This is a genomic window from Oceanobacillus sp. CAU 1775 (genome assembly GCF_054482815.1).
In genome coordinates, this window is sequence record NZ_JBTLRO010000005.1 from 21,508 (window position 1) to 46,271 (window position 24,764).

General features: G+C 37.7%; 21 protein-coding genes. 6 read left to right on the top strand and 15 right to left on the bottom strand.

From position 1 onward, the window contains the following. Positions 1 to 449 precede the first annotated feature (449 nt). The 8 genes from ACXYMZ_RS09685 to ACXYMZ_RS09720 form a co-directional block, all read right to left on the bottom strand. Positions 450 to 3,608, bottom strand: a complete 3,159-nt coding sequence (locus ACXYMZ_RS09685) for a DEAD/DEAH box helicase (protein ID WP_458948201.1) — start codon at positions 3,606 to 3,608, stop codon at positions 450 to 452. A 38-nt stretch (positions 3,609 to 3,646) separates the two neighbouring features. Continuing rightward, positions 3,647 to 4,483 (bottom strand): GIY-YIG nuclease family protein, encoded by an 837-nt coding sequence (locus tag ACXYMZ_RS09690; protein WP_458948202.1) that lies wholly within the window; start codon positions 4,481 to 4,483, stop codon positions 3,647 to 3,649. 635 nt (positions 4,484 to 5,118) lie between these two features. After that, complete coding sequence (locus ACXYMZ_RS09695) at positions 5,119 to 6,300, bottom strand: iron-containing alcohol dehydrogenase (protein ID WP_458948203.1); 1,182 nt, start codon at positions 6,298 to 6,300, stop codon at positions 5,119 to 5,121. A 36-nt stretch (positions 6,301 to 6,336) separates the two neighbouring features. Further along, entirely contained in the window at positions 6,337 to 6,738 is a 402-nt protein-coding gene (locus ACXYMZ_RS09700; RefSeq protein ID WP_458948204.1) for an acyl-CoA thioesterase, read from the bottom strand. A gap of 58 nt (positions 6,739 to 6,796) precedes the next feature. Next, positions 6,797 to 8,530 carry an acyl-CoA dehydrogenase family protein gene (locus tag ACXYMZ_RS09705; RefSeq protein WP_458948205.1) on the bottom strand — a complete coding sequence of 578 codons (1,734 nt, stop codon included), beginning with the start codon at positions 8,528 to 8,530 and terminating at the stop codon, positions 6,797 to 6,799. Between the two features lie 18 nt (positions 8,531 to 8,548). After that, positions 8,549 to 9,328, bottom strand: coding sequence for an enoyl-CoA hydratase (locus ACXYMZ_RS09710; RefSeq protein ID WP_458948206.1), 780 nt, complete (start codon positions 9,326 to 9,328; stop codon positions 8,549 to 8,551). Then, on the bottom strand, positions 9,325 to 10,206 hold the full coding sequence (locus ACXYMZ_RS09715) for a 3-hydroxyacyl-CoA dehydrogenase family protein (RefSeq protein WP_458948207.1): 882 nt from the start codon (positions 10,204 to 10,206) through the stop codon (positions 9,325 to 9,327). Before ACXYMZ_RS09715 ends, ACXYMZ_RS09710 begins: the two co-directional genes overlap by 4 nt. Positions 10,207 to 10,289: 83 nt before the next feature. Beyond that, positions 10,290 to 11,903, bottom strand: coding sequence for a long-chain-fatty-acid--CoA ligase (locus ACXYMZ_RS09720; RefSeq protein ID WP_458948486.1), 1,614 nt, complete (start codon positions 11,901 to 11,903; stop codon positions 10,290 to 10,292). A gap of 517 nt (positions 11,904 to 12,420) precedes the next feature. Between ACXYMZ_RS09720 and ACXYMZ_RS09725 the strand changes: the two genes are divergently transcribed. From ACXYMZ_RS09725 to ACXYMZ_RS09745, 5 genes are all read left to right on the top strand, one after another. Further along, positions 12,421 to 13,695, top strand: a complete 1,275-nt coding sequence (locus ACXYMZ_RS09725) for an ABC transporter substrate-binding protein (protein WP_458948208.1) — start codon at positions 12,421 to 12,423, stop codon at positions 13,693 to 13,695. 113 nt (positions 13,696 to 13,808) lie between these two features. Continuing rightward, on the top strand, positions 13,809 to 14,672 hold the full coding sequence (locus ACXYMZ_RS09730) for a branched-chain amino acid ABC transporter permease (protein WP_458948209.1): 864 nt from the start codon (positions 13,809 to 13,811) through the stop codon (positions 14,670 to 14,672). Further along, positions 14,672 to 15,676 (top strand): branched-chain amino acid ABC transporter permease, encoded by a 1,005-nt coding sequence (locus ACXYMZ_RS09735; protein WP_458948210.1) that lies wholly within the window; start codon positions 14,672 to 14,674, stop codon positions 15,674 to 15,676. Before ACXYMZ_RS09730 ends, ACXYMZ_RS09735 begins: the two co-directional genes overlap by 1 nt. A 24-nt stretch (positions 15,677 to 15,700) precedes the next feature. Further along, entirely contained in the window at positions 15,701 to 16,477 is a 777-nt protein-coding gene (locus tag ACXYMZ_RS09740) for an ABC transporter ATP-binding protein (protein ID WP_458948211.1), read from the top strand. Continuing rightward, positions 16,461 to 17,168: an ABC transporter ATP-binding protein gene (locus tag ACXYMZ_RS09745; RefSeq protein WP_458948212.1), complete on the top strand. Its 708-nt coding sequence runs from the start codon at positions 16,461 to 16,463 to the stop codon at positions 17,166 to 17,168. Before ACXYMZ_RS09740 ends, ACXYMZ_RS09745 begins: the two co-directional genes overlap by 17 nt. Before the next feature lie 113 nt (positions 17,169 to 17,281). Here ACXYMZ_RS09745 and ACXYMZ_RS09750 read toward each other — a convergent pair whose 3' ends face one another. The 7 genes from ACXYMZ_RS09750 to ACXYMZ_RS09780 all read right to left on the bottom strand — a co-directional run bounded on the left by ACXYMZ_RS09750 (position 17,282) and on the right by ACXYMZ_RS09780 (position 23,704). Further along, entirely contained in the window at positions 17,282 to 18,256 is a 975-nt protein-coding gene (locus ACXYMZ_RS09750; RefSeq protein ID WP_458948487.1) for a quinone oxidoreductase family protein, read from the bottom strand. A 265-nt stretch (positions 18,257 to 18,521) separates the two neighbouring features. Then, complete coding sequence (locus ACXYMZ_RS09755) at positions 18,522 to 19,589, bottom strand: phosphotransferase family protein (RefSeq protein WP_458948213.1); 1,068 nt, start codon at positions 19,587 to 19,589, stop codon at positions 18,522 to 18,524. Between the two features lie 13 nt (positions 19,590 to 19,602). Further along, positions 19,603 to 19,992, bottom strand: coding sequence for an acyl-CoA thioesterase (locus ACXYMZ_RS09760; RefSeq protein ID WP_458948214.1), 390 nt, complete (start codon positions 19,990 to 19,992; stop codon positions 19,603 to 19,605). Between the two features lie 45 nt (positions 19,993 to 20,037). Next, entirely contained in the window at positions 20,038 to 20,613 is a 576-nt protein-coding gene (locus ACXYMZ_RS09765) for a TetR/AcrR family transcriptional regulator (protein WP_458948215.1), read from the bottom strand. Between the two features lie 140 nt (positions 20,614 to 20,753). Further along, positions 20,754 to 21,524 carry an SDR family oxidoreductase gene (locus ACXYMZ_RS09770; RefSeq protein ID WP_458948216.1) on the bottom strand — a complete coding sequence of 257 codons (771 nt, stop codon included), beginning with the start codon at positions 21,522 to 21,524 and terminating at the stop codon, positions 20,754 to 20,756. Positions 21,525 to 21,566: 42 nt separating this feature from the next. Continuing rightward, complete coding sequence (locus tag ACXYMZ_RS09775; protein ID WP_458948217.1) at positions 21,567 to 22,781, bottom strand: acyl-CoA dehydrogenase; 1,215 nt, start codon at positions 22,779 to 22,781, stop codon at positions 21,567 to 21,569. 185 nt (positions 22,782 to 22,966) lie between these two features. After that, positions 22,967 to 23,704, bottom strand: a complete 738-nt coding sequence (locus ACXYMZ_RS09780; RefSeq protein WP_458948218.1) for an SDR family NAD(P)-dependent oxidoreductase — start codon at positions 23,702 to 23,704, stop codon at positions 22,967 to 22,969. Positions 23,705 to 23,889: 185 nt separating this feature from the next. Between ACXYMZ_RS09780 and ACXYMZ_RS09785 the strand changes: the two genes are divergently transcribed. Next, the gene (locus tag ACXYMZ_RS09785) at positions 23,890 to 24,480 is read left to right on the top strand and encodes a TetR/AcrR family transcriptional regulator (protein ID WP_458948219.1); all 591 of its coding nucleotides are present in this window, start codon (positions 23,890 to 23,892) and stop codon (positions 24,478 to 24,480) included. Positions 24,481 to 24,764 lie beyond the last annotated feature (284 nt).

Consider the following 24,764-nt stretch of genomic DNA (forward strand, 5'->3'; position numbering starts at 1 on the left):
TAGCCTATTTTATTGAAAGCGCTTGAAAAACAAAATTGAGAGCTTAATTGTTTTAAATGTTTTTAATCTCCCAATCATTTTTTTATAAAATTTGATTGTTTATCTAAATAGTAGCATCATCAATTCTTATATACGACTTAGTTATAAATAAGCGCATTGTTGGTCTCTAAAGCAAATTCAGCACTTAATAATTAATAAGCCGTATAAACTTTAAAGATAATAAGTTGTTTACCATAGATTATAAAAGAACCTAAGAAATCCTACCAACAAAAAAGCCAGTACACAATGTACCAGCTTAAAAACAATCCTAACTGAACTTTCTCATTTAAATTAGATGTTTCAATTTCTATAGTTCGTTTGCCCCTTGTCTCCACATATGAGGCCTGGCACTAGCCGAACAATAACGAGTATTAACATATTACGTTATGCCTGCATCATCGGAATTGCGATCAAATAATACTCTTATTCGCCACCGGAACCAACGCTGGCGGCATCTCATGCTTAAGATTCCAAATAAAACTAATGGGCTTCTCACCAGAATGTCTCACATATTCACATGTACCAAGGAAAGTAAATGCACCAGTATAACCATGTTCACGCTTGTACTCTCTAACAAATATAGCAATTTGATGTCCGTTTTTTTTATGGTTTATATAGCGCTGTGCAGTTGGACTTCCTTCCGTTAATACACTCTGCGATTGCCAGTGGAATAGTTTTTCATTAATCGCATAATCCTCATACAATGTTGATGGTGAAAAATCCTTCTCTGATTTATTCAGAGTCGTAAAGAAGATATCCAGATTCTTCTCCTTGAAGTGTTTAACACCTTCTCTAAATGCTGGCTTTTTATCCTCATTATAATAACCTAATGCAGCGAGAATTTGATCTGCTGAATAAGTAGAATGCACAGTTAAAGGCGTAGTAAATTCAAAATCAGGATCTATTTCAAGCGTCTTAATCGAACGAGATTTATAATTTAATACATTTAATATTTCTTGTTGCATCTGCTCATTAGCTAAAATAGACTTTAAAGCAACGTTTACAGAATCGTATCCTTCTTTGGAAGGTTCTTTTTGAAAGAAACTATAGTACAACATATTTCGCATGAGTCTCTCTTCTTCATTCAAAATTTCTAGATTTCCACATTCTTCAACATAACGAGTAAAGAACTCTAGTAATTTCTTAGAATTTAAATGGAAGAATCGTGAGAGCCTTTTCGTAACAAGCTCTTCTTGATCAAATGAGAATTCCGGAGCTATATCTGCTTCTACAAGCATTCTCTGGAATGTTCGATTACCACTTCTTCCATAAAAATCATATATGGATAATTGATAATGCGATAAGAAATTCTCAAATGACAAAACAAATCCAGTATCTCGCTCAAAGAATTTCATTTTATTAAGCAGATGAGCTTTTGTATTACTTGCATCTTTAATATTACGTAAAATGTATTCTTTTGCTTGCTTTTCTAATTGAATAAAACTTCCTCTTGGTAAATTTGAGAAGCCCTTATCAATATAATGACCGACCGAATTCTTTGCTCGACCAATTAAAGCACGAAACTTCTCTTCAAAGTTATAACTCTTGTGTGCTTGTCCTACAAAGTCTAATACAGTAAGGCACTCCTTGTTTTCTGCGAGTCGTAATCCCCTACCTAGTTGTTGTAGAAAGACAGTCAAACTTTCTGTTGGACGTAAGAATAGGATCGTATTTACATCTGGGATGTCGACACCTTCATTATATAGATCAACTACAAAAATAAACTTAATCTTTCCTTGTTGAAGTTGCGCTTGGGCTTTTCTACGAATATCTTTTTTTGAATTTCCGTGCAGGGCAATTGAAGGAATTCCACTCTCATTAAAATGATTTGCCATGTAAATAGCATGCTCTACACTTACACAGAATCCTAGACCTTTCACTTCATCAATATCGGTGACATATTTATTGAGACTTCTCACGATTTGGTTACTACGAATCTTATTATTCGTGTAGACATTTTCTAACTCTCTAATGTCATAACCTTTTCTGCTCCATTTTACGGTAGACAAATCGACCGTGTCACTTACTCCAAAATAATGAAACGGACTTAACAGTTTTTGATTAATCGCTTCAGTTAAACGCATTTCAGATGCAATTTTTCCGTCGAAGTATTTCGTTACATCTTGCCCATCCATTCTTTCTGGTGTAGCAGTCAGCCCTAACAAAATTCGTGGTTCAAAAATAGTTAAGATGTCTTGATAAGACTTAGCAGCTGCATGATGAAATTCATCAATTATAATAAAATCATAAAAGTCAGCAGACAATTTTTCATGCAATTTTGTACTATTTAAACTCTGGATACTCACAAAAAGGTGTTCAATTGATTCTGGCTGGTGTCCACCAACTAACATATCTCCAAAGTTTGCATCTTTTAAAATAACCCGGAAGGTGTCTCTGCTTTGCTTAAGAATTTCTTCGCGGTGTGCAACAAACAACAACTTTGCTTGCTTATTTTTGCTAAAATAGTTTTTAAAATCAAAAGCCGAAATTACTGTTTTCCCAACACCTGTTGCAGCTACAAGTAAGTTTTTATACCTACCATAAACTTCTCTTTCAGCCCATAAGTTTTCCAGCATTTCTTTCTGATAATAATAAGGCCTTATATCAAAACGAAAAGCAATAGGCTCATCATCTTGATACGCTTTCTTCTTCAACGCTTGTCTCAACTGTTCTTTTGACTCTTCACTTTCAAGATTGAAAAAGTAAAATTCCCTATCATTCCAATAACTTTCAAAAGTTGCTTCGAATTTCTTTACGATATCAAAGGAATCCTTTTCCGTGACCTTTAGATTCCATTCGAGTCCAGAGGTAAGTGCTGGATTAGATAAGTTTGATGAACCAATATATGCTGTTGTAAAGCCTGTACTACGTTTAAACATATAAGCCTTAGCATGCAACCTCGTTCGTTCGATATCATAAGAAATTTTGATTTCGGTATTCTGCAGTTTACTTAGCTCGTCTATAGCCTTGTAATCAGTCGCTTCCATGTAAGAAGTTGTAATAATCCTGAGCTTTCCACCACGGTCAGTGAACGTTTTCAATTCCTCCATCAACCCACGAATACCGCTCCATTTTATGAATGATACTAAGAAGTCAATATGATCTGATGAAAGAATCTCTTTCTTTAATTCACTTAACATATTGGGTTCATTAATCGCACCTGTGAAAAGAGAACTCTCTGAAATTGATGTGACTGGTCGAACTGTTTTCTCTTTCTTGATGCTCCTCACCGAATTTATCTTACTATAAATTGACTGGAGTACTTGACCAGCTTCATCAATCTCTAATTTAGCAAATTCATTTTGATCTACTGATTCACTCAAAGTTTTTATGATTTGATTGCAAGTTGAGATTTGCTTAAATAATTTGTCCGCGTCATCTTTTCCTTCATCATGGACAAAATTCAACGCTTTTCTTGTTACTGTAAATATGTATGTAGCTAAAAATTTTCGTGCTTCCTCAACGTCTATACTCCCTGTTTCTATGTCAAATTCTGTATCACTTAAGGAAGCTAGTTCTTCTTTTAAAGCTGTTGTTATTATTTCATCGTAGATACCTTGTTTTAGCAAAAGATCATACTCCCCTTCATAAAAATATAAGTTCTAGTTTACCTCTTCAACACATCCAACGTTATTCCTTTTTCATCTTTCCACTCTGTCCATCCATTTGCACGTCTAGCCAATACTACTCCAGCTGCTGTACTAGGTGAGTTGAAAATATAGTTCTCTGTAAATCTAAGTGTCTCACCAACCCTTACTAATATCTTCTTTTCTACTAAATCTTCCCGAACATTTATTAACCATGGCCCTGCAGATTTAGCTTCATACAGGTTGCAAATAGAATCTTTTAATACAACAAATCCTTCATTTGTATATTCTCCTTGAGCTATTGCATCCTTACCTTTACAATAAAATACCTCTTTCTTCTCTTTATCGACTACCTCTTCAAACACAGGATATCCTAGAGTTGATAATAGTGTTTTTATTGTATCGAAATTATCCATAAGATCAGCAATCATTGGCTCTGGTAGTGAAGGTTGTGTTGGAACGTTGCCATTTTCTAACGTATACCTTCCAATACGATGCGCTTCTTTATATGATAATGACTCTAAAAATTTAATATGTGATTTTGTAAAACTACTAGTTTTAGAAACAGCCACAACAGCGACGTTCCAAAAATCTTTTTTCAGATCTTTATTATGTTGCTTCAAACGTTCTAAGCAATTTTCTGCTTCACCGATATAGACTTGAGATTTTCCATCTGAATCAGATTTTCCAAATAAATAATATATACCTACATTATTTATTTCTTCTCGTAAACTAATTTCTTTTAATTTATTTCTAGGAAATAATATTAATTGCACAATTCTTGTGGTCACCTCGGCTATCTTTATACTCGTCGGTGAACCATCTGGCATGTATATTTGAATTGTTTTACCAAGCATTTATATTCTCCTTTTGTAAATTGTTGATTGTCGATTAACATTTCCGACACACTTAAAATTATTGCCAATTATTTTAAATTCAATTTTACATAATTACTCTGATATCTAAACTTCCTCTAATTCCACGTCAATAATCTCAGGATACTTCTCTTTCATAACCTTAGATTCTTCCGCTTTGAATTTTCAATCATTAGTATAATAGTATCATTATTTAAATAGATTAGTATATAAAAACAGATTAAACTCTCAGCCTTACTTCTTAAAATAGTTCTTAAATGTGTCCACGAAACTCTATATCAAGATAGATCATTTGATTTGTAATCTAAGTTGTTAAATAAATATTCATCGAGAAAGTTCAAGATAATTTATATTTGGTATTTAAATAGTCCATTTTAGTATAGAAAAGGTGTATCTACCAACAAAGCGTGTAATATTAATAATAGAAGTTCATACAATACTAAAAACCGTCCCATGCTCTAACATGGAACGGTTCCAATAGACCAACCCCCATCAAAAGAGGAAGGCGCTCTTATAGGAATAATCCCTCAAAGCGCCAGCTAAGCATAGGAGGGATTATTTTTTATTGGAATCTGACATGATAATGTGAAACTTTAATCAGTGGGGCTTTATTAAAATTAATCCACATACACAACTTCCCCCTCATTCGCAGCCTGAAATATTTTCCGAATATCATCCATCTCCAAACGCCTAGGACTCCGCTCCAATAATCGCTTCTGCTTACTCCCATCCACTGCTAACTTTTCGATAGCTTCTTCTGGTATTCCGAATTCCTTCAATGTACGAGGTATACCAACATCACTAATTAGTTTCTCTAATTCTTCTACACATTTTACCGATGCTTCATCAATCGTCATCCCGCTCATATCTCCGCCTAATGCTTCATAAATAGTTGCCATTTTTTCTTTACAACTACTACGAATATAGCTCATGACGTAAGGAAGTAGGACAGCGTTCGATTCTCCATGGGAAATTTGGAATTGTCCACCGAGTGGATATGCGAGGGCATGGACGCCTGCGACACCGGCATTGAAAAATGCTAATCCAGCAATATAACTGCCATAACTCATATCTGTTCTTGCCTGTTTATTTTTCCCATTATAAACAGCGGTTCTAAGTGATTGACTAATTAAGCGAATAGCTTGAAGAGCTAGTCCGTCTGTCACTCGGCTTGCATGATTTGAAACATAGGCTTCAATAGCGTGTGTCAGTGCATCAATTCCTGTAGCTGCAGTAACTCTTTTTGGTACGGTCAGGGTGAGTTCTGGATCGATAATGGCTATGTCTGCTAGTAAATAATCATGTGTGACAACGTCTTTAGTCGTTTCTAAAGATAGCACTGCAATATTAGTCACCTCTGAACCAGTACCTGAGGTTGTCGGGATAAGTATTTTAGGTAAGCCTTTATTTTCAATCTGCTTCGTTCCAGTTAAATTCAAATAATCAGCGACCATCCCGTTTTGTGGAGCAATCACTGCTGCAAGTTTTGCTAAGTCTAGTGCACTTCCACCACCAATTCCGATGACTAAATCAAAGGAGTGATTTCTCGTATAAGCAACAAGCTTTTCCCCACTTTCTAGGGAAGGTTCAGGTGCCACTTCTGAATATATACCGTAATTAAACCCAGCCGCTTCTAAACTGTCTCTAACTCGTGAAATGATTCCGATTTCGAGCAGCACTGGATCCGTCACAATTAAGATTTTTTCAGGACTAAATTTTTCTAGTTCAGACTTTAACTTTTCCATGGCACCCCAGCCTGTATAACTAATCGGAGCGAATGTGATTTTTGAAATACTCACTAACACCTCTCCCTTTGTACATCAACTTTTATTTTGCTAGTTTTCCTCTGTATAAAAATGCTTTTCTAGTTCTTTTCTAATCGACTCTGGAATGGGCTCGGACTTCTGACTTTTCAAGTTGAAATTTACATAAGTTACCGTTCCTTTGGCACAAAGTCTATCATTCTGCCAGATTTCTTCATAGAGTTCCAAGCTCGAGTTACCAATTCGTTTCACCCAGTTTTTTACGATTACGGATTCACCAAAATATATTTGGTTTACATAGTCGATGTTCATATTTATTATAATCATCTTCCAGTTTTCGAAAGACTTGTCAGGTGTGAATAAATTGAAAATCTCATTTCGACCAGCTTCAAACCAAACCGGAACTGTTGTATTATTAATATGACCGATTCCATCTGTTTCTGAAACACGTGGTTCAATGATTGTTTTATACATACGTATTCACCCCATTATGCGAAAGCTCTTTTCCGCTAGAGTTTGATAGAATTAAATACTAGCAAACATACATTTTCTTATCATAAACTTGCTCGGCTATTGCTCTGTTGCGTTCGATTGAGTTAGAGAAAGTATGCGCCACTATCATGGAATATAGCTTATCCTTCACTTCTGCGTCTTGCAGTAGTTCCTGTTCAAGTTGTCTAACAATAAGTAATACTTCATTTAGTGTCTCTTCTAATGCAGTCTCTTTTAGCTGCGACATGAATGTATCATCTGCTTTTCTTTTCTCAACACGCAACACTACTGACTCTGCAGCATATAAATGGATTGCTAAATCAGCTAATTTCATAACAATTTCTTGTTTCGAATCGAGTTTTTTTCCGTATTTTTCAAGAGCAAAGTTCACCAAAATTAGAAATGCAGCTCGAATATCATCAACTATTCCTGTATCATCTGTTAAGTTTTTTCGGTTATTAATATGTGAAACTGCTGCTTCAACTGCTTCTTTATATGGAAGCTCTCCCTTTAAGGATTTTTTCAAAAATTGACCTGTTACCAATAGTCGATTGACCTCATTCGTACCTTCAAAAATGCGATTTATTCGTGAGTCACGATACATTTGCTCGATGCGATACTCACTAATAAAGCCCGCACCACCATGAAGTTGCACCCCTTCATCAACGGCATGATCCAATAGTTCGGAGCCGTAAACCTTACATATCGCACATTCAAGTGCATACTCTGCTAAGCCGGCAGCAACTTTTTGTTTATTTTCTTCTTCATCGAGTCCTGCTAATGCACTCTCTAGTAAAGATGATGTGCGATATTGCAAAGATTCAGAGGCGAAAATTCGAGCGGCAATCTTGGCTATTTTTTCTTTAGTTCCACCAAAATTAGCGATTGGTTGGCCGAATTGTTTTCGTTCTAGCACGTGAGCGATTGTATGCTTAAGTGCGTGCTTTGCACCTCCAGTAGTAGCAAAACCTAGATTAGAACGCCCTAAATTTAATACGGTGAAAGCTATAATATGTCCTCTACCAATTTCACCTAATAGATTTTCTACAGGTACTTCACAATTCTCTAAGATTACGGATCTTGTGGAAGAACCCTTGATACCCATTTTCTCTTCTTCTGGTCCAAGAGACAATCCTGGAAAATCTTTTTCTAAAATAAATGCAGTGAAATGCTCGCCATCTACTTTTGCATATACAATGAATGTATCCGAAAACTGTGCGTTTGTAATATAAATTTTCGTGCCGTTTAAGATATAATGCGTTTTTTCCTCATTTAGTTTGGCTGTTGTTTTTCCTCCCATTGCATCAGATCCCGCTTCTGGTTCTGTTAGGCAGTAAGCCCCTAAATATTCACCACTTGCTAACTTGGGGAGATATTTTCCCTTTTGATCTTGATTACCATAGTAAGTAATCGGCAGTGAGGCGATACCCGTGTGATTAGAGTGTGCCACACTATAAGATCCACCGCCGCCTAAAGTCTCTCCAACTACTCCCTTACTAATTTTATCTAAGCCGAGTCCACCAAATGCTTCTGGAATGCTATGGCCGAGCAGACCCAAACTTCCTGCTTTTTTTAATAAATCAACAACGATTGAATGGTCTTGTGCTTCAATTTCATTATTCAGTGGATCTACTTCTTTTGCCATAAATTGAATTGCCGTTTTTTGAATCATACGATGTTCTTCTGTTAGATCCTCCGGAAAAAAAGTATGTGCTGTATCTGTTTTATTTACGAGAAATGAGCCTCCACTAATTTCTTGCTCTATTTTATGCAAAATATCTCTCCTCCAATTCTATTTGTGTGTAAAAACAGGTTCTCTTTTGTTAATAAAAGCGTCGACGCCTTCTCTCACATCTTTTGTTTGAAATACTTCTTCGAAAAGGGTTGCTTCTAATTCAATTCCTTCTGTTAAGTCTTTTCCCATTCCGCGGTCCACTGCTGCCTTAATTCGAGCTAGTGATTGTATGGATTTATTCGCAATTTGACTTGCTAGTTTCATTGCATGATTGAATCCCTCTCCTGTTGGGACGACACTGTTAACTAGCCCAATTTTCTCTGCTTCTGATGCAGTAATTGGCTCACCTGTATACATCATTTCCTTTGCTTTGGCTTTTCCGACAAGTCTTGGCAGGCGCTGTGTGCCACCTCCACCAGGGAAAATACCTAACTTCACCTCAGGAAATCCTAGTGTTGCATGTTCTTCTGCAATTCTTATATCAAAAGCTAACGCAAGCTCTCCTCCACCACCGAATGTTAGACCGTCTAGTACTGCAATCGTTGGTTTTGGTAGCTGCTCAATGTTATGAAGCAATTCATGCATTACCATTATTTTTGATCGCATATTCTCATCACCAATGAGTGATGGAAATTCCTTTATGTCTGCTCCAGCAACAAAGGCTTTTTCGCCCGCCGTCTTTAGTACAATACAAATGACTTCATCATCCATCTTCACTTCTTCGATTATTTCTGCAAGCGGTATTTGTACATGTCGACTTAGAACATTAAGCGGAGGGTTATCAATTGTAATGACTGCGATACCATCTGTTTTTTCTAAAGTTACATATTGTGTCATACTGTTTTCTCCTTCGTATAGTTATACCAGCCTTGACCTGTCTTCCGTCCAAGGTGACCTGCTTTTACTTTTTCCTCTACTACTTTTGCTGGCTTATCTTTCGGATCTCCAGTTTCTTCATATAATTGCATGTTTGCATAATATCCAACGTCGATTCCAGATAAATCGGCAATTTCAAATGGTCCTAGTGGATGTCCTAATGCTTTTTTTGCAATGGTGTCGATCACTTCAAAATCAGCATAGCCATTTTCATATAGGAACATTGCTTCGTTTGAAAGTGCGAATAACAAGCGATTGGCAACAAATCCATAGATTTCTTTTTCTAAAAGGACACCGGTTTTCCCAATTTGCTTGCAGACATCCATGGCAATTTGTGCTGATTCATTTGATGTTTCGTCACTTTTCACTACTTCAACTAAATCCATAACAAGTGGTGGAAAAAAGAAATGCATATTTAACACCTTATCTGGTCTGGAAGTAGCTTCCGCAATCTTGGAATTCACAATGGTTGAGCTATTTGACGCTAAGATAGTATGTGCAGGTGCTATCTTATCTAGCTTTGCAAAGACTTCACGCTTCACATCCAATTTTTCTACTACTGCTTCAATAACAAAATCTGCATCCCCTGCAGCTTCTACGATACTTGTTGTCATATGAAGTCTCCCGAAGGCAGCACGCTTTTCATCCTCAGAAAGCTTTCCTTTGTCTACCCAACGTTCCATATGTTTATCTAATTGTTCCTTCGCATTTGTAAGCGAGCTCGATTCGATATCCTGTAAGTATGTCTCATACCCACCAAGTGCACAGAGCATCGCAATTTGATGCCCCATGGAACCTGCACCAATAACTGCAATTTTTTCTACTGATTCACTCGACATAAAAAAACCTCCTATTATTTTTCTATAAAATTTCAATCAGTGAGTAAAAAGCGCTCACTGATTGCTAGATATTCGCTATTAAGCTAGTTACTATGAACCTCTTCATCTCTAATTACTCTTCGCAGGATTTTCCCTACATTTGTTTTAGGTAGTTCCTCTCTAAATTCAACGATATGGGGTACTTTGTATGCCGCTAAATTTTCTTTACAATAAGCGATGATTTCTTCCGCCGTACTGGTTTGTCCGTCTTTTAACACAAGGACTGCTTTTACTGTTTCTCCGCGATATGAATCAGGCACTCCTACCACAACTGCTTCTAATACTTTTGGATGTTCATAGAGAATTTCTTCAACATCACGCGGATAAATATTGTAACCACTTGCGATAATTAAATCTTTCTTACGGTCCACGATGTAGACATAGCCCTCATCATCCATGCGGGCAATATCTCCTGTATAAAGCCAGCCATCACGGAGCGCGATTTCTGTTTCCTCAGGCATATTCCAATACCCCTTCATCACTTGTGGTCCTTTAATAATAATTTCGCCTAGTTCACCAATGGGAACTTCTTCTGTTCCCTCAGCAAGATCAACAATTTTATATTCAGTTGATGGGATGCCAATTCCAATACTTCCTGGTTTTCGAGTGGAGAAATATGGATTACAATGCGTTACAGGTGAACTCTCCGATAGACCATATCCTTCAAGAATTTTTGCACCCGTTTTTTCTTCAAAAGATCGCATGAGTTCTTTTGGCATTGGGGCACTTCCACTGTTACAAATTCTAATACTATCGAGTCCATAGTTTTCTACATTCGGATGATTGGTTAGTGCGACATACATTGTTGGAACACCCGGAAAAGATGTTGGTTGCTGTGCTTTTATCGTTTCTAATACTTCTTCTAAATCAAAGCGTGGGAGCATGATGTTTTTCGCCCCTGTTAAAATAGATAAATTCATACAAGCCGTCATCCCAAACACATGGAATAAAGGAATCACCGTTAGATACCTATCTTTACCAGGTTCAATTACATCTTTATAGTACTCATTAACTTGAATAACATTGGCAACGACATTGCGATGTGTAAGCATTGCTCCCTTGGAACGTCCCGTTGTTCCACCTGTATATTGAAGAATCGCTATATCTTCCGCCGGGTCAATCTCAACGGTTGTTGGAGGCTTTGTCGCACTCTTGAGGAACCCTGTGAAACTCACGGCCAAATCATCTTCTGTATCGCGGCCTTCTAAATTCACTTTAATCACTTTTTTAATAGAGGTGTTATCGATAATTTGATTAAGTACAGGGAGTAGTGGTTCATAGATAACAATAGTTTCTGCCCCCGAATCACTTAAAATATGAGAAAGATCATTCCCAACAAGCATTGGATTTACTTGAGTCACAATACCTCCAGCTTGAAGTGTTCCAAAATAACTAATGACATATTGTGGACAGTTCGGTAACATGAGCGCTACCCGATCAGACTTTTCAAATCCTTCATCTTGAAGAACCGAAGCAAATGCAGCAGTTTGTCCAGCAAGCTCGATATAGGAGAACTCTCTTCCATAAAAATGAATTGCTTTGTTCTCTCCATATTGCTGGACGGTCTGCATGAGCATATCTGGCACAGAAATATTCGGTATCTCTACCTCCGTCGCTACATGTTCTGGGTACTTTTCTAACCATGTTCTTTCCATCATTTTTCCCCTTTCATTATTTGTTAGCGCTTTCATCTGTGATGTATTTAAATAAGTTTGTCTCTTACCTTTTAATAATTATTCTTTGAAAAAGCAGAACTCCCACAACCTGACCAGTTGGTATGTTCAGAATAATTAATAATTATTATAGACTCTAAAAAGATGAATTGCAAGGATTTTTTCCATGGACTTTGTGGTAACTAAAAAAATAATTGCCTACGTCCTTTCATATATATTGTAATCAAGAAGCCTATTATCACTTTCATGTATAAAGTCAAAGAAAACTTAAAAACGCTCACCATTCCTATCGAATAATTTAAATTTAACTAAAAAATCAAAAAACACTTTACAAATCATTTAAATTCCTTTAAGATAATTTATAGAACTCCAACATACTGACCGTTTAGTAAGCACATCTTTTCACGATTTGAAAACGCTTCCATTTGATAAGGGGGGATACATACTTCTATTCTGCTGGCTACTAGTAAGATCAAATGCAACCTTAAAAGGAGGAAACAAATTGTTCAAATCTAAAAAATGGTTGATAGGTTTATTGTTGATATTTCTTCTTATTCTAGCTGCATGTGCTGATGGAGATGAAGAAGCTACGGCAGCTGAGGATAATACAAACGATGACGCTACAGAAGAAAAAGCGGATGAAGAAGCAGAAGAAACTGCTGCAGATCCTGTAAGTGAGGAATCTGGGGTCGTAACAATTGGATATAGTGGACCATTAAGTGGGCCGGCTGCATTCTATGGGGAAGATACTTTAACCGGCTTAGAAATGGCTGTAAATGAAATTAACGAAGCTGGTGGATTCGAGGTTAATGGGCAAAACTATGAACTTAATCTTGTTTCCTTAGATGATCAATACCTCCCGAATGAGGCAGCTGCAAATGCAAAACGTCTTGTTCAAGAAGATGATGCAAAAATTATTTTCAATCCACATAGTGGTGGAATTTATGCCATGCAAGTTTTCAATGAAGTAGATGACTTCTTAATTGGAGCATATACGAGTGAGCCTGGCGTGCTTGAGCAAGGTAACTCTCTCACATGGCGCATTCCACCAGGATATGATATTTATATTGAACCATTTACAAAATATCAAATGGATACATTCGGTAATAAAATTGCCCTTCTCGCTCCAAATAGTCAATACGGTGTAGATTGGGTCGATCTCTTACAGCCAGAATGGGAACAAGCTGGCGGGGAAGTTGTTTTTGAAGAGTATATTGACTTTACTGCAGATACCGATTACTACACGATTGTAACAAACGCACTTCAAGGCGATCCAGATGTCCTATTTATCGGTGGTGCATCCCAACCTACAGCACTTGTTGCAAAACAAGCTCGTGACTTAGGGTTTGAAGGTGGATTCCTCATTATGGACCAGGCAAAAATTGAACAAATGGCTGCTGTATTTGAAGGTGAACTTAGTCTTCTAGAAGGTTCGATTGGTACGTTGCCACTTATGAGTGCAGAATTCCCAGGAACAGAAAGATTCCTTACAAACTATCAAGAAACTTATGATAAAGTTCCTGTAGCTGAATCTGGTCTGCATTATGCCGCTTTGTATATCTATGTAGAAGCAATGAAAATAGCAGGAACTGTAGACGATACTGCTGCCATTCGCGCGGCCCTTGATGAAGCATCTACGACATTCCCTGAAGAAAACCGAGTGTATGAATTTATGGGGGTAGATGAAAACGGGGCGAACCTCACCTATCTCATGATGGGGATTGTTGAAAATGGTGAAGTAGTAGAAATAACATTAGAAGATTTAGGTTTAGAATAAACTTTTAGACTTATAGAGATGGGACACAATTATACCTTCTTGGAAAAATCCAAATCAGATAAGGCTATATTATTGTGTCCCCTCTTCTATCTTTGTATAAGGAGGGGTGATTGATGGAGTTATTCATTCAACAGTTCATAAACGGACTTACATTAGGTAGTGTCTATATCCTTGTAGGTATAGGATTAACCCTCGTATTTGGAATCTTACATATTCCTAATTTTGCCCATGGCGCTCTATACATGGTTGGTGGTTATGTCACACTGATGGTGATGACGGGACTCGGGATACCTTATCTGCTTGCTATTATCGTTTCCATCTTTGCCGTTGCGCTCCTCGCCGTTTTGATGGAACGTGCGGTATTTCACCAGTTGCGAAAAGCTCCACCCATTCACGATAAAATAGCTGCTATAGGAATTATGCTCTTTTTAGAATCACTAGTAGTTGTTGTTTGGGGAACAGAGTATCGGAGAATGGCTACTCCTTTTGATGAGGTCATTTCGCTTGGTTCAATCACGATTACTTCACAACGGATTCTAGTTATTATTACTTCAATTATTGTTGTTCTTCTACTTTTTCTTTTCTTAAGAAAAACGATGATTGGTGCTTCGATTCGAGCAATGGCACAAAACCGTGATGGTGCATTTTTAGTAGGAATAAACGCAAATATGGTCGCAATGATGACATTTGCGATATCTGGAGGGCTTGCAGCAATTGCCGCATCTATTTCTTCCCCAATTAATCTCGTGTTTCCTTCAATGGGGCATCTCGTTATTATGAAAGCATTTATCATTGTGATTATTGGTGGAATGGGAAGTATACCTGGAGCTATTTTCGGTGGGTATCTCTTGGGTATTACCGAAAGCTTAGGCGCAACTTATATTTCAAATGATTATAAAGATTTACTTGCATTTCTATTGTTAATCGCGATCATGACCGTGCGTCCTCGAGGTCTTTTTGTCAAGGAGGGTCATTAATGAAAGCACAATTTACAAAACGAGCTGGAATTATCTTTTTGGTTATTTTATCCTTGCTCTTCCCTCTTGGCTTTACAGATAATTTATATGTATTACATGTAATGACCTCGGCATTCATTTTTATCATTGCAATTTATGGTTTGAATTTACTCGCCGGTTATACTGGACAGCTTTCATTGGCACATGCTGGTTTTTTTGCGATTGGTGCTTATGCCTTTGGAATACTTACGACAACATATGACGTATCTTACTGGATTGCGTTCTTTTTAGCAATCGTCATTACGACTGTGATTGGATTTGTTCTTGGAATTTTTGCTTTGCGTACGAAAGAACATTTCTTTGCGATTTATACATTAATTGTCGGATTTCTTATTTATTTAGTTATTAGCAAATGGGATGAGATGACTGGTGGTGTACGTGGTTTAATTGGGATTCCTATTCCAGAACCTATTGGACCGATCGAATTTACGACGCCAATGTCAATGTATTATTTAGTTCTTTTCTTTCTTTTGGTTTCGATCTTTATTGCCAAACGAATTGTCCACTCTTTATCAGGAAGAACATTTATCTCTATTCGAAATAGTGAAGAACTTGCACAAACGATTGGGATTAATACAGCAAAAGAAAAACTAATCTCTTTTATTATTTCAGTTGCCTTTGCAGCGCTTGCCGGTGTGCTCTATGCTTCTTTCAACCGCTTTTTAGGTCCTGATATCGCTAATCTTCCCATGGTATTTAACTTCTTAATGTATTTGATTATCGGTGGGCTAGGTACTTTGTCAGGACCAATCGTAGGGACATTATTAATTGTCTGGCTGACCCAGTTCATGCAAGAGCTCCAAGAATATCGGATGTTAATTTTTGGACCGATTCTTACATTACTCGTTATATTCTATCCTGCTGGGATTACTGGTATGTTTATCTCACTCAAGGCAAGATTTACGCGTGCTCCTAAGAAGTCTAAAAAGACAACTACTTTAAAACAAGATAAAAAAACTGGATAAAGGGATAGGAAAGGAGGAGAAATCATGGCATTAATCGAGACAAAAGACTTAACAAAAAAGTTTGGTGGACTTACCGCTGTGGATCAGGTTGATTTCACCGTTGAAAAAGGAGAAATTACTGCAATCATCGGACCAAATGGTGCTGGGAAATCAACTTTCTTCAACTTAATTAGTGGGTTTCATCCACCTACTTCTGGAACCATAATATTTAATGGGAAAGAAATTACCGATACTCCCCCACATAAAATAGCTCGACTAGGAATTGCTCGGACCTTCCAAACAACAAATCTTTTTGAACAATCTACAGTAATTGATAATGTTATCGTCGGGTATCGGCTCCGCACGAAATCAAATCTGTTTGATGCAATATTTCGTACACCACGCGAGAAACGTGAAGAAAAAGCAGCCTTTGAGAAAGCAATGGAAGTTCTAGATTTTGTTGGTATTACACATTTGGCTAAATTACCTGTTGCTTCCATCTCTCAAGAAGCCAAAAAACGTACAGCTTGTGCGCTTGCGCTAGCAACAGAACCAAGTATTGTTTTTCTTGACGAACTCGCAGCAGGAACGAATTCTGATGAGACCGATCGACTTGCTCTTTTAATGAAGAAAATGACGAAGCATGGCATCACCGTATGTACGATTGAACATAAGATGCATATGATTATGGGCCTTGCTGATAAAATAATGGTACTCGACCGCGGGAAGAAAATTGCGGAAGGCACAACGGATGAAATAAAAAATAACCCTGTGGTAATTGAAGCTTATCTAGGAGGTGAAGCTGTTGCTGAAATTAAATGATCTCCACGTAAAGCTTGGTTCATCTGAAATATTAAATGATATTAATATCGAAATAGCTGAAGGTGAGCTAATTGTTCTTCTTGGTGCAAACGGCGCTGGAAAAAGTACGATTTTCAATACAATCAGTGGCTTTCACAAGCCATCAAAAGGCAGTATTACCTTTGAAAATAAGGAATTGAAAGGTGCCTCACCTGATAAAATTGTGAAAAAAGGTATAGTACAATGCGCGGAAGGTAGGAAACTATTTCATGAAATGACCGTTCATGAGAACTTACGATTGGGTGGCTATATTCACCGCCGAAAAAAGTCACAGTTAAATCAATCATTGGCTGAAGTCTATGCGCTCTTCCCCATTTTAGAAGAGAAGAAACGGGAGCCAGCTGGATCATTAAGTGGCGGTCAACAGCAAATGCTTGCAATCGGAAGAGCATTAATGGCAAAACCAAAGCTAATCTTAATGGATGAACCATCGATTGGGCTTGCTCCTTTAATTGTTGATCAGATGTTTTCTATTATTAAAGAGATAAATCAAAGCGGCACAACAGTATTACTAGCTGAACAAAACGCAAATGCAGCGCTAAAGATTGCCAATCGTGGCTATGTAATTGAAAATGGCAAGATAACTTTACACGGTACTACTGAAGCGTTATTGGCAGATGATGTGATACGAAAAGCTTATATTGGTGCTTGATTGCTGGTTCGTACATCCACGAAGGTTGAAATGCTTGAACAGTATAAGGCCTGGCACGATAGAAATAAAATACTTCATTTAGAAAGGATTATCCTCACTAAATGAAGTATTTTTTAAACGGTTAGAACTAATTTTCCTGTTGTTTTTCTTCCTTGCAATTGTCGATGAACTTCTGCTGCTTCTTCTAGTGGAAAAGTTCCACCTATTGTGAGTTCTAATTCTCCATTTCCAAGTAACTCAAGAAGTTCCCGTAGACTCGTTTGAAATAGCTCTTGTTTCATCATAATCTGTGGTAAGAAAAAGCCGATTACCGATTGATTTCTACGCATTAAAGCAGATGGATTAAAGTCTGCTTGTTCCCCACTTGCCGCTCCATAAACAACTAAACGACCGAATGGTGCTAATGTTCGAAGTGTCTTATGAAAGACATCGCCACCTACCATCTCAAGGGCAACGTCCACTCCCTTGCCACCAGCTGCAGCGCGTACCTTATCTTCCCAGCCTTCTTCTGTGTAGTTAACGAGATAATCCGCTCCCAATCCCTTTGCCAAATTCAGCTTTTCTTCTGTGCTAGCAGTTGCTATCACTTTGCCCGCTCCGAATTTCTTTGCTAATTGGACTGCTAATGAACCGACACCACCAGCTGCAGCATGGACAAGAACCGTTTCTCCCTCTTCTAATCTCCCCATTGTTTTCAACACATGATAAGCTGTTAGACCTTGAAGCGGTAAAGCTACAGCTTTTTCAAATGACAAGCCATGAGGAATTGGAATAAGTACATTGGCAGGAATACGAACATATTCCGTATAACCACCAGACTCTATTAAGGATACGACATGGTCTCCTTCTTTTACATGCTTAACGTTTGAACCAACTTTTGCCACAATACCAGCAACTTCTGCTCCTGGAATAAAGGGTAATTCAGTCGGGACAACGTATTGTCCCTCCCTCCTTGCAGTATCCGCATAATTCACTCCAATTGCTTTTACTTCAAGTAAGACATCATTTTCCCCGATTTCCGGAATATCCTTTTCGACCATATCTAACACTTCAGGTCCACCGAATTTTGTTAGTTGCACTGCTTTCATCATTCCATTACCTCCCAGAAATATCTCTTTCTATATTAATTGGCGCTGTTAAAGTTTAATGTTGTAATGAGGATAAACCCGCTTCGGAAATATACTACGCGCATCCTTAGGCGGCTGGTGAGCTTCCTCGCACGCAAGCGTACTGCGGGATCTCACCTATGCCTTTCCTCCCGCTGGAGTCTACGTATATTTCCGAAGCTCAATTTAATCTTCTAATTTCTTATTGGATAAAATATCAACATTAAGCTTTAACATAGCCTATAAATTAAATATCCTTTGCAGTAGTTACTGCATGCTGAATTAAATTTTGAACAAAGCGGTCAAAATGCGCGAATCGTATGTCATTTGTTTGGCCCTTTTTATAGCGGTAATAAATCTGTTGACAGATTACAGCCAACTTAAAGTATGCAAACGTAATATAATAATGAATGTTAGTGAGATCACGTCCGCTTTTATTTGCATAACTTTCCAAAAATTCATCACGTGTAAAGAAACCATCCATTACCGTTACAAACGGATCACCCAATCCATATTTTATTATTTTTGGATCATCTGCTTGAATCCAATAACTCATTGCTGCTCCAAGGTCTGCGAGCGGATCACCAATGGTTGTCATTTCCCAATCAAAGAGACCTGTCATTTCAGAGAAATCAGTTGAGAACATGGCATTATTCAATTTGTAATCATAGTGGATGATTGTATATTCCTTTGCAGATGGGATATTCTTTCCAAGCCAAGCCGTCAAGCGGTCTACATTTTTAATTTCGTCTGTTTTTGCTTGTTCGTAGCGTTTGATCCACCCACCTACTTGGCGCTCCATAAATCCTTCTGGCTTTGAAATCTGAAGCAAATCTGTTTTTCTATAATCAACTTGATGGAGATCAACTAACTTATCTACCATCAACTCCGAAATCTTCCTACCATCTGAAGGTTTGTATACATATCCTTTCGGAAACTCTGTATCTAGAACAATCCCTTTCCGTCTTTCCATAATAAAGAAGGGACTTCCAATTACTGCTTCGTCATCTGAGAAAACAAATGGCTTTGGTGCAGTTTGGAAATGGGGATGTAATTGCGATAAAATGGTGTACTCCCTTTCCATATCATGTGCCTTCTTCGCGACTGGCCCAAGCGGTGGTCTGCGTAGCACTGCCTCCCAAGAACCAATACGCAATAAATAGGTTAAATTTGAATGCCCTGCACTAAACTGTTCAATTTCTAAATGACCAACAGGTGTTTCCGGTAGATGTTTTTTAATAAATTCTATCAATGTCTGTGTACGAATCTCTTCTCCTTCTCGTACTTGGATCGTGTCACGAAATGCAGCTTCCATCCCATCTCCTCCTCTACTTGAGCGTAAGGGGTAGTAACTTATTCTTTATTGAATCTGTTATTGCTACAGACTCCTGTTTGGTAATGTCAAAGTATACGAGGGTTGCTTCTCCCTTTGCAATCAACTCTCCAGTTGCTTTATTATAAATATTACTAATTACCGTTAAGCTTTTTGTGCCAATTCGTGAAACAATCGTATCTACTTTTAATATTTGGCCATAATAACCTTGTTGGATAAAATCACATTTTGTTGAAGCTAAAAGAAAGGCAAACTCCTTATTCCCTACTTCTAGTCCTGCGTCTTGTAAAAACTCAATTCGAGACATCTCAAGATAAGTGAAATAACTAACATTATTGATATGGCCTAATAAATCCGTTTCATTTAATCGAACCTTAATTTCCACAAACATCCCTCCAAAATAGAAAATCCGGATATTCTACTTAGATGACTAGATTTGTTTGTTTTTTTCAATTCCTTTTAATAACATTGTAGAAAACATTTCCACTAGGTTCTCGGTAGATACTTCGCCACCGGGCCTATACCAATTATAGCTATAGTTTGTAATACCTAAAATTCCAAAGGCTGTAATATCAGGGCGTAGGTCTTCACGAAATTCTCCACCCTCAATCCCGTCCGAGACAATTTTTTCAATGTTTAACCTGAATTGCTGACGTTTTTCTCTTATTTCAGTAATATGTTTTTCCCCTAAATGACGCATTTCTCGAAAAAACACCCTACCACTTGGTCCTTTATCCGTAATATCGCTAATCAACATATGAATAATCTTGGTAAGTTTTTGTCTTTGTGTCGTATATTCATCATCAAGAATCGCTTTCTGTCTCGTCAAAAGATCTGTAATATAATCCAAATGGATATTCATAAGAAGCTGCTCTTTACTAGAAAAATAATAATAGAATGTTCCCTTTGTTACCTCTAATTCATCTACAATATCCTGGATCGATGTTTGACTGAATCCTTTTCTTTCAAATAGTAAAATACTGTGCTGTGTTAATTTATCTTTCATTTAAATTCCCCGCTTTTGTGAAATTCTGTATTGTTCTTTTAACATACCACATCGTATAAATAAGTCACTAACAAAAGGATAAAACAGTGACAAAGTAATGAGGTAGTTATTAGAAAAAGATTCAACGAAACGATAATAGATTAATAGGCATGCGCACCACCATCAACCGTTAGGATATCGCCACTCACATAGTCTGATGCCTTTGATGCTAAAAAGAGTGCAGCACCTTTCAAATCAGAATCGTCTCCTAACCGTTGAAGTGGCGTACCCCTTAAAATTTTGTCTTTTCCGTGTTCAATTAGTGCCTTCGACATCTTCGTTGGGAAGAACCCTGGCGCAATCGCATTTACATTAATATTATACTTACCCCACTTTACGGCTAAATCCTTCGTAAATGCCATTACAGCTCCCTTACTCGTGTTATAGCCAATCGTCTGCATAAAGGGCGGTGTTCCACCAAAGCCAGCAGTTGAAGCGATATTAATGATTTTGCCACTCTGCTCTCTAATCATCACTTTTCCAACAGCTTGGCTCATGAGAAAAGTACCTGTAACGTTAACATTCATTACTTTTTCCCAGGCATCATAAGGCATCTCTTCAACAGGAGCTCCCCATGTTGCGCCACTATTATTAACTAAAATATCTATTCTACCAAAATGTTCTACCGTTTTCTCGACTACATGATCTATCTCCTCACGATTTGTCACATCACATTTAAATGCCAGTGAATCTACGCCAATCTGACGAATCTCCTCACTCATTGCTTCACAAGCTTCAAGATTTCTGGAGCAAATCACTACATTTGCACCAGCTTCTGCAAATCCTCGAGCAATTTGTGCACCCAAGCCACGCCCACCACCAGTAACAATTGCTGTTTTCCCATCTAACTTAAATAAATCGAATATATGCATGTATTTATCCTCCATTGGACAAGGGGACAGGTACCTTGTCTATTAAATAGTTTTATAGTTTTGTAGTTCATATTTAGCGATTTGTCTCAGGTGGACTTCGTCTGGACCATCTGCTAAACGAAGTGTTCTAGCATTTGCCCACTGTGCTGCAAGTGAATAATCATCACTAACACCAGCACCTCCATGAACTTGGATGGCACGATCAATCACGCGTAAAGCCATATTTGGTGCAACAACTTTAATCATGGCAATCTCTGCTTTTGCCGCTTTATTTCCAACGGTATCCATCATATAGGCTGCTTTTAAGGTTAGAAGACGCGCTTGCTCAATTTCAATCCGTGAATCAGCAATCATCTCCTGCACCACACCTTGACTCGCAAGACTTTTTCCAAAAGCTTCACGACTTTGAGAACGCTTACATAAATCCTCAAGTGCGCGTTCAGCTGCACCAATTAATCGCATACAATGATGGATTCTTCCTGGTCCGAGCCTTCCTTGTGCGATCGCAAATCCCTTCCCCTCACCCCAAATTATATTGGATGCTGGAACCCGCACATTTTCAAACGTAATTTCCGCATGTCCATGTGGAGCATGATCGTAACCAAAGACAGGTAACATTCTTACCACTTCCACACCCGGTGTATCTAAAGGAACGAGAATCATCGATTGTTGTTCATGTCTCGCGGCATTTGGGTCTGTTTTTCCCATCACAATACCTATCTTACATCGTGGATCACCTGCACCAGAGGACCACCATTTTCTACCGTTAATAACGTATTCATCGCCATCACGGGAAATACTCGTTTGAATGTTTGTCGCATCACTTGACGCTACATCTGGTTCTGTCATTGAAAAACAAGAGCGAATCTCTCCTGCCAATAGCGGCTTTAGCCACGTTTCCTTCTGTTCCTCTGAACCATATCGATCAAGCACTTCCATATTTCCTGTATCTGGTGCATTACAATTGAATACTTCTGGACCAATTAGTGAGCGACCCATTATTTCACAGAGTGGTGCATATTCTAAATTAGAAAGCCCTGCACCATTTTCACTATCTGGTAGGAATAAATTCCACAACCCCTGCTCTTTTGCTTTTTCTTTTAATTCTTCCATAATCGGTGGAACACTTGTCCAACGATTCTCTTGAGCGTTTAATTGCTCGTTATACAATGCTTCATTGGGATACACATGCTCCTCCATAAAGTGAAGCAATTTCTCCTGTAATTTGATGACTTTAGGCGAATATGCAAAATTCATTATTTCCCTCCTCAACCTCAAACAGACTGACCGTATAGTATGTTCAGAATATTAAAGTTAATTATAAACAATTAAATGGAGAAAAGCAAGATGGAAGATTGATATTTTACTGCGGAAGCTAGGCACCTAAATAAGTCTAGATAAAATAGGACAGATTCACATGGAATCTGTCCTTATGTCTTTTATTATTGAGCTGTATACCCACCATCAACAATCAATGAGTTACCAGTCATGAAGCTAGAGTCGTCGCTTGCCATGAATAGTACTGCTTTTGCCATATCTTCTGGTGTACCTAAGCGTTTCATTGGTGTTGCGTTTGTTAGGAATTCACGATCTGTTTCACCTAAGATTGGTGTTTCGATGAACCCTGGACTTAGTGAGTTAACGCGAATATTACGTTCTGCATATTCTAAAGCTAGTGAACGAGTTAAGTTAACTACACCAGCTTTTGCTGCGTTATATGCTGCACTTCCAGGTGATCCTACCCAACCATACATAGAAGCTGTATTAACGATATTCCCGCTACCTGCTTTTAAGAATTCTCTAATTGCAGCTTGTGCAACTAGGAATACGCCGTCCAAGTCAACTTCCACTGTTCTTCTCCACTCTGCGTACGTTAATTCTTCTGTTGGTTTTACTGCACCAATTCCAGCGTTATTGAATAACACATCAACTTTACCGAATGTTTTTATTGTTGTATCGAAGATGTTTTTTACTTCTTCTTCATTTGTTACGTCAGCTTTTACGAAAATAGCTTCTGTACCCTCAGATTTCAATTCTTCTATAAATGCAGCGCCTTTTTCTTCGTTCATATCTACTAAAACTAATTTAGCACCTTCTGTACCAAATAGTTTTGCTGTTGCAGCACCAATTCCAGAAACCCCACCTGTAATGACTGCTACTTTATCTTGTAATTTGCCCATTATTTATTCCCCCTGTATAATATTTTTGATGTACCCTTCTGTTTGGAAGGGCTTACAACTCTTAGTATAGTGCTTAATTTGTCACAAACCAATCCACAATATATTTCGTTTTGACGATTAAATAGACAGATAGTGTCTCTTTGTCTGGTTGATTAAATGATAATATTGTTTTTAGGGGGAAAAAGATGACGACTCCAAGAAGAAACAGAACAAAAGAACATTTCCAACTTGCATTGATTGATTTAATTAAAGAGAAAGGCTTTCACGCTGTCACTGTGTTAGACATTGTTGAGCAAGCGCAATACAATCGAAGTACTTTCTACACCCATTACCACGATAAATATGATTTAGCTGAGGATTTGCTTCATAGTAAACTTGACGGGATAAAACAAGCTATTAGTAAGCAGTATAATTTGGTTCGTACAATTCATACTGATAATCTAAAAGCAAGATCCTTTCAGTTCATTGGCTATATCTATGATAATCGCAATTTTTTTGAACTGATAAAATATAAAGATACCATTCCCGACCTACATACGATGTTCCCACAAACGATTTTAGAAATTTATCAGGAGCATTTTTTATTTAAAACAATTAATGATATACCTGTAAATATGGATTACTTCACGCGTTATACAGCTTATGGCTTTTATGGTCTATTATCACATTGGATTAATACCAATTTTGAGACTTCTCAAGAAGCGTTTATTGATGAGATTATTAAGTTATCGAAAACACATATGGCAGCTGTGAAGTATGTGGGCGAGAAGAAATAGACTTAGCAGTGCTAACGCTTGACACACAACCATGTTTTCATATAGAAAACGTGTAAATAACAGTAAATCTTGGTATAATAATTAAAGAAGTCCATACAATATTAAAAACCGTCCCATGCTCTAACATGGAACGGTTACAATAGACCAACCCCAACAAGAGGGGAAGTCACAGTTAAGGAAAAAATAATCCCTCACAGGCCTGGCTAAGCACAGGAGGGATTATTTTTTATTGGAATTGGACATGAAAAAGTGAAACTTCAATCAGTGGGGGGGTTCTTCACCCC

What these genes read in the sequence shown, in the direction of transcription:
- ACXYMZ_RS09690 (WP_458948202.1), bottom strand. Translation starts at nt 4,483, where the DNA reads ATGCTTGGTAAAACAATTCAAATATACATGCCAGATGGTTCACCGACG.
- ACXYMZ_RS09700 (WP_458948204.1), bottom strand. Translation starts at nt 6,738, where the DNA reads ATGTATAAAACAATCATTGAACCACGTGTTTCAGAAACAGATGGAATC.
- ACXYMZ_RS09710 (WP_458948206.1), bottom strand. Translation starts at nt 9,328, where the DNA reads ATGACACAATATGTAACTTTAGAAAAAACAGATGGTATCGCAGTCATT.
- ACXYMZ_RS09715 (WP_458948207.1), bottom strand. Translation starts at nt 10,206, where the DNA reads ATGTCGAGTGAATCAGTAGAAAAAATTGCAGTTATTGGTGCAGGTTCC.
- ACXYMZ_RS09720 (WP_458948486.1), bottom strand. Translation starts at nt 11,903, where the DNA reads ATGATGGAAAGAACATGGTTAGAAAAGTACCCAGAACATGTAGCGACG.
- ACXYMZ_RS09730 (WP_458948209.1), top strand. Translation starts at nt 13,809, where the DNA reads ATGGAGTTATTCATTCAACAGTTCATAAACGGACTTACATTAGGTAGT.
- ACXYMZ_RS09735 (WP_458948210.1), top strand. Translation starts at nt 14,672, where the DNA reads ATGAAAGCACAATTTACAAAACGAGCTGGAATTATCTTTTTGGTTATT.
- ACXYMZ_RS09740 (WP_458948211.1), top strand. Translation starts at nt 15,701, where the DNA reads ATGGCATTAATCGAGACAAAAGACTTAACAAAAAAGTTTGGTGGACTT.
- ACXYMZ_RS09750 (WP_458948487.1), bottom strand. Translation starts at nt 18,256, where the DNA reads ATGAAAGCAGTGCAACTAACAAAATTCGGTGGACCTGAAGTGTTAGAT.
- ACXYMZ_RS09755 (WP_458948213.1), bottom strand. Translation starts at nt 19,589, where the DNA reads ATGGAAGCTGCATTTCGTGACACGATCCAAGTACGAGAAGGAGAAGAG.
- ACXYMZ_RS09765 (WP_458948215.1), bottom strand. Translation starts at nt 20,613, where the DNA reads ATGAAAGATAAATTAACACAGCACAGTATTTTACTATTTGAAAGAAAA.
- ACXYMZ_RS09770 (WP_458948216.1), bottom strand. Translation starts at nt 21,524, where the DNA reads ATGCATATATTCGATTTATTTAAGTTAGATGGGAAAACAGCAATTGTT.
- ACXYMZ_RS09775 (WP_458948217.1), bottom strand. Translation starts at nt 22,781, where the DNA reads ATGAATTTTGCATATTCGCCTAAAGTCATCAAATTACAGGAGAAATTG.
- ACXYMZ_RS09780 (WP_458948218.1), bottom strand. Translation starts at nt 23,704, where the DNA reads ATGGGCAAATTACAAGATAAAGTAGCAGTCATTACAGGTGGGGTTTCT.
- ACXYMZ_RS09785 (WP_458948219.1), top strand. Translation starts at nt 23,890, where the DNA reads ATGACGACTCCAAGAAGAAACAGAACAAAAGAACATTTCCAACTTGCA.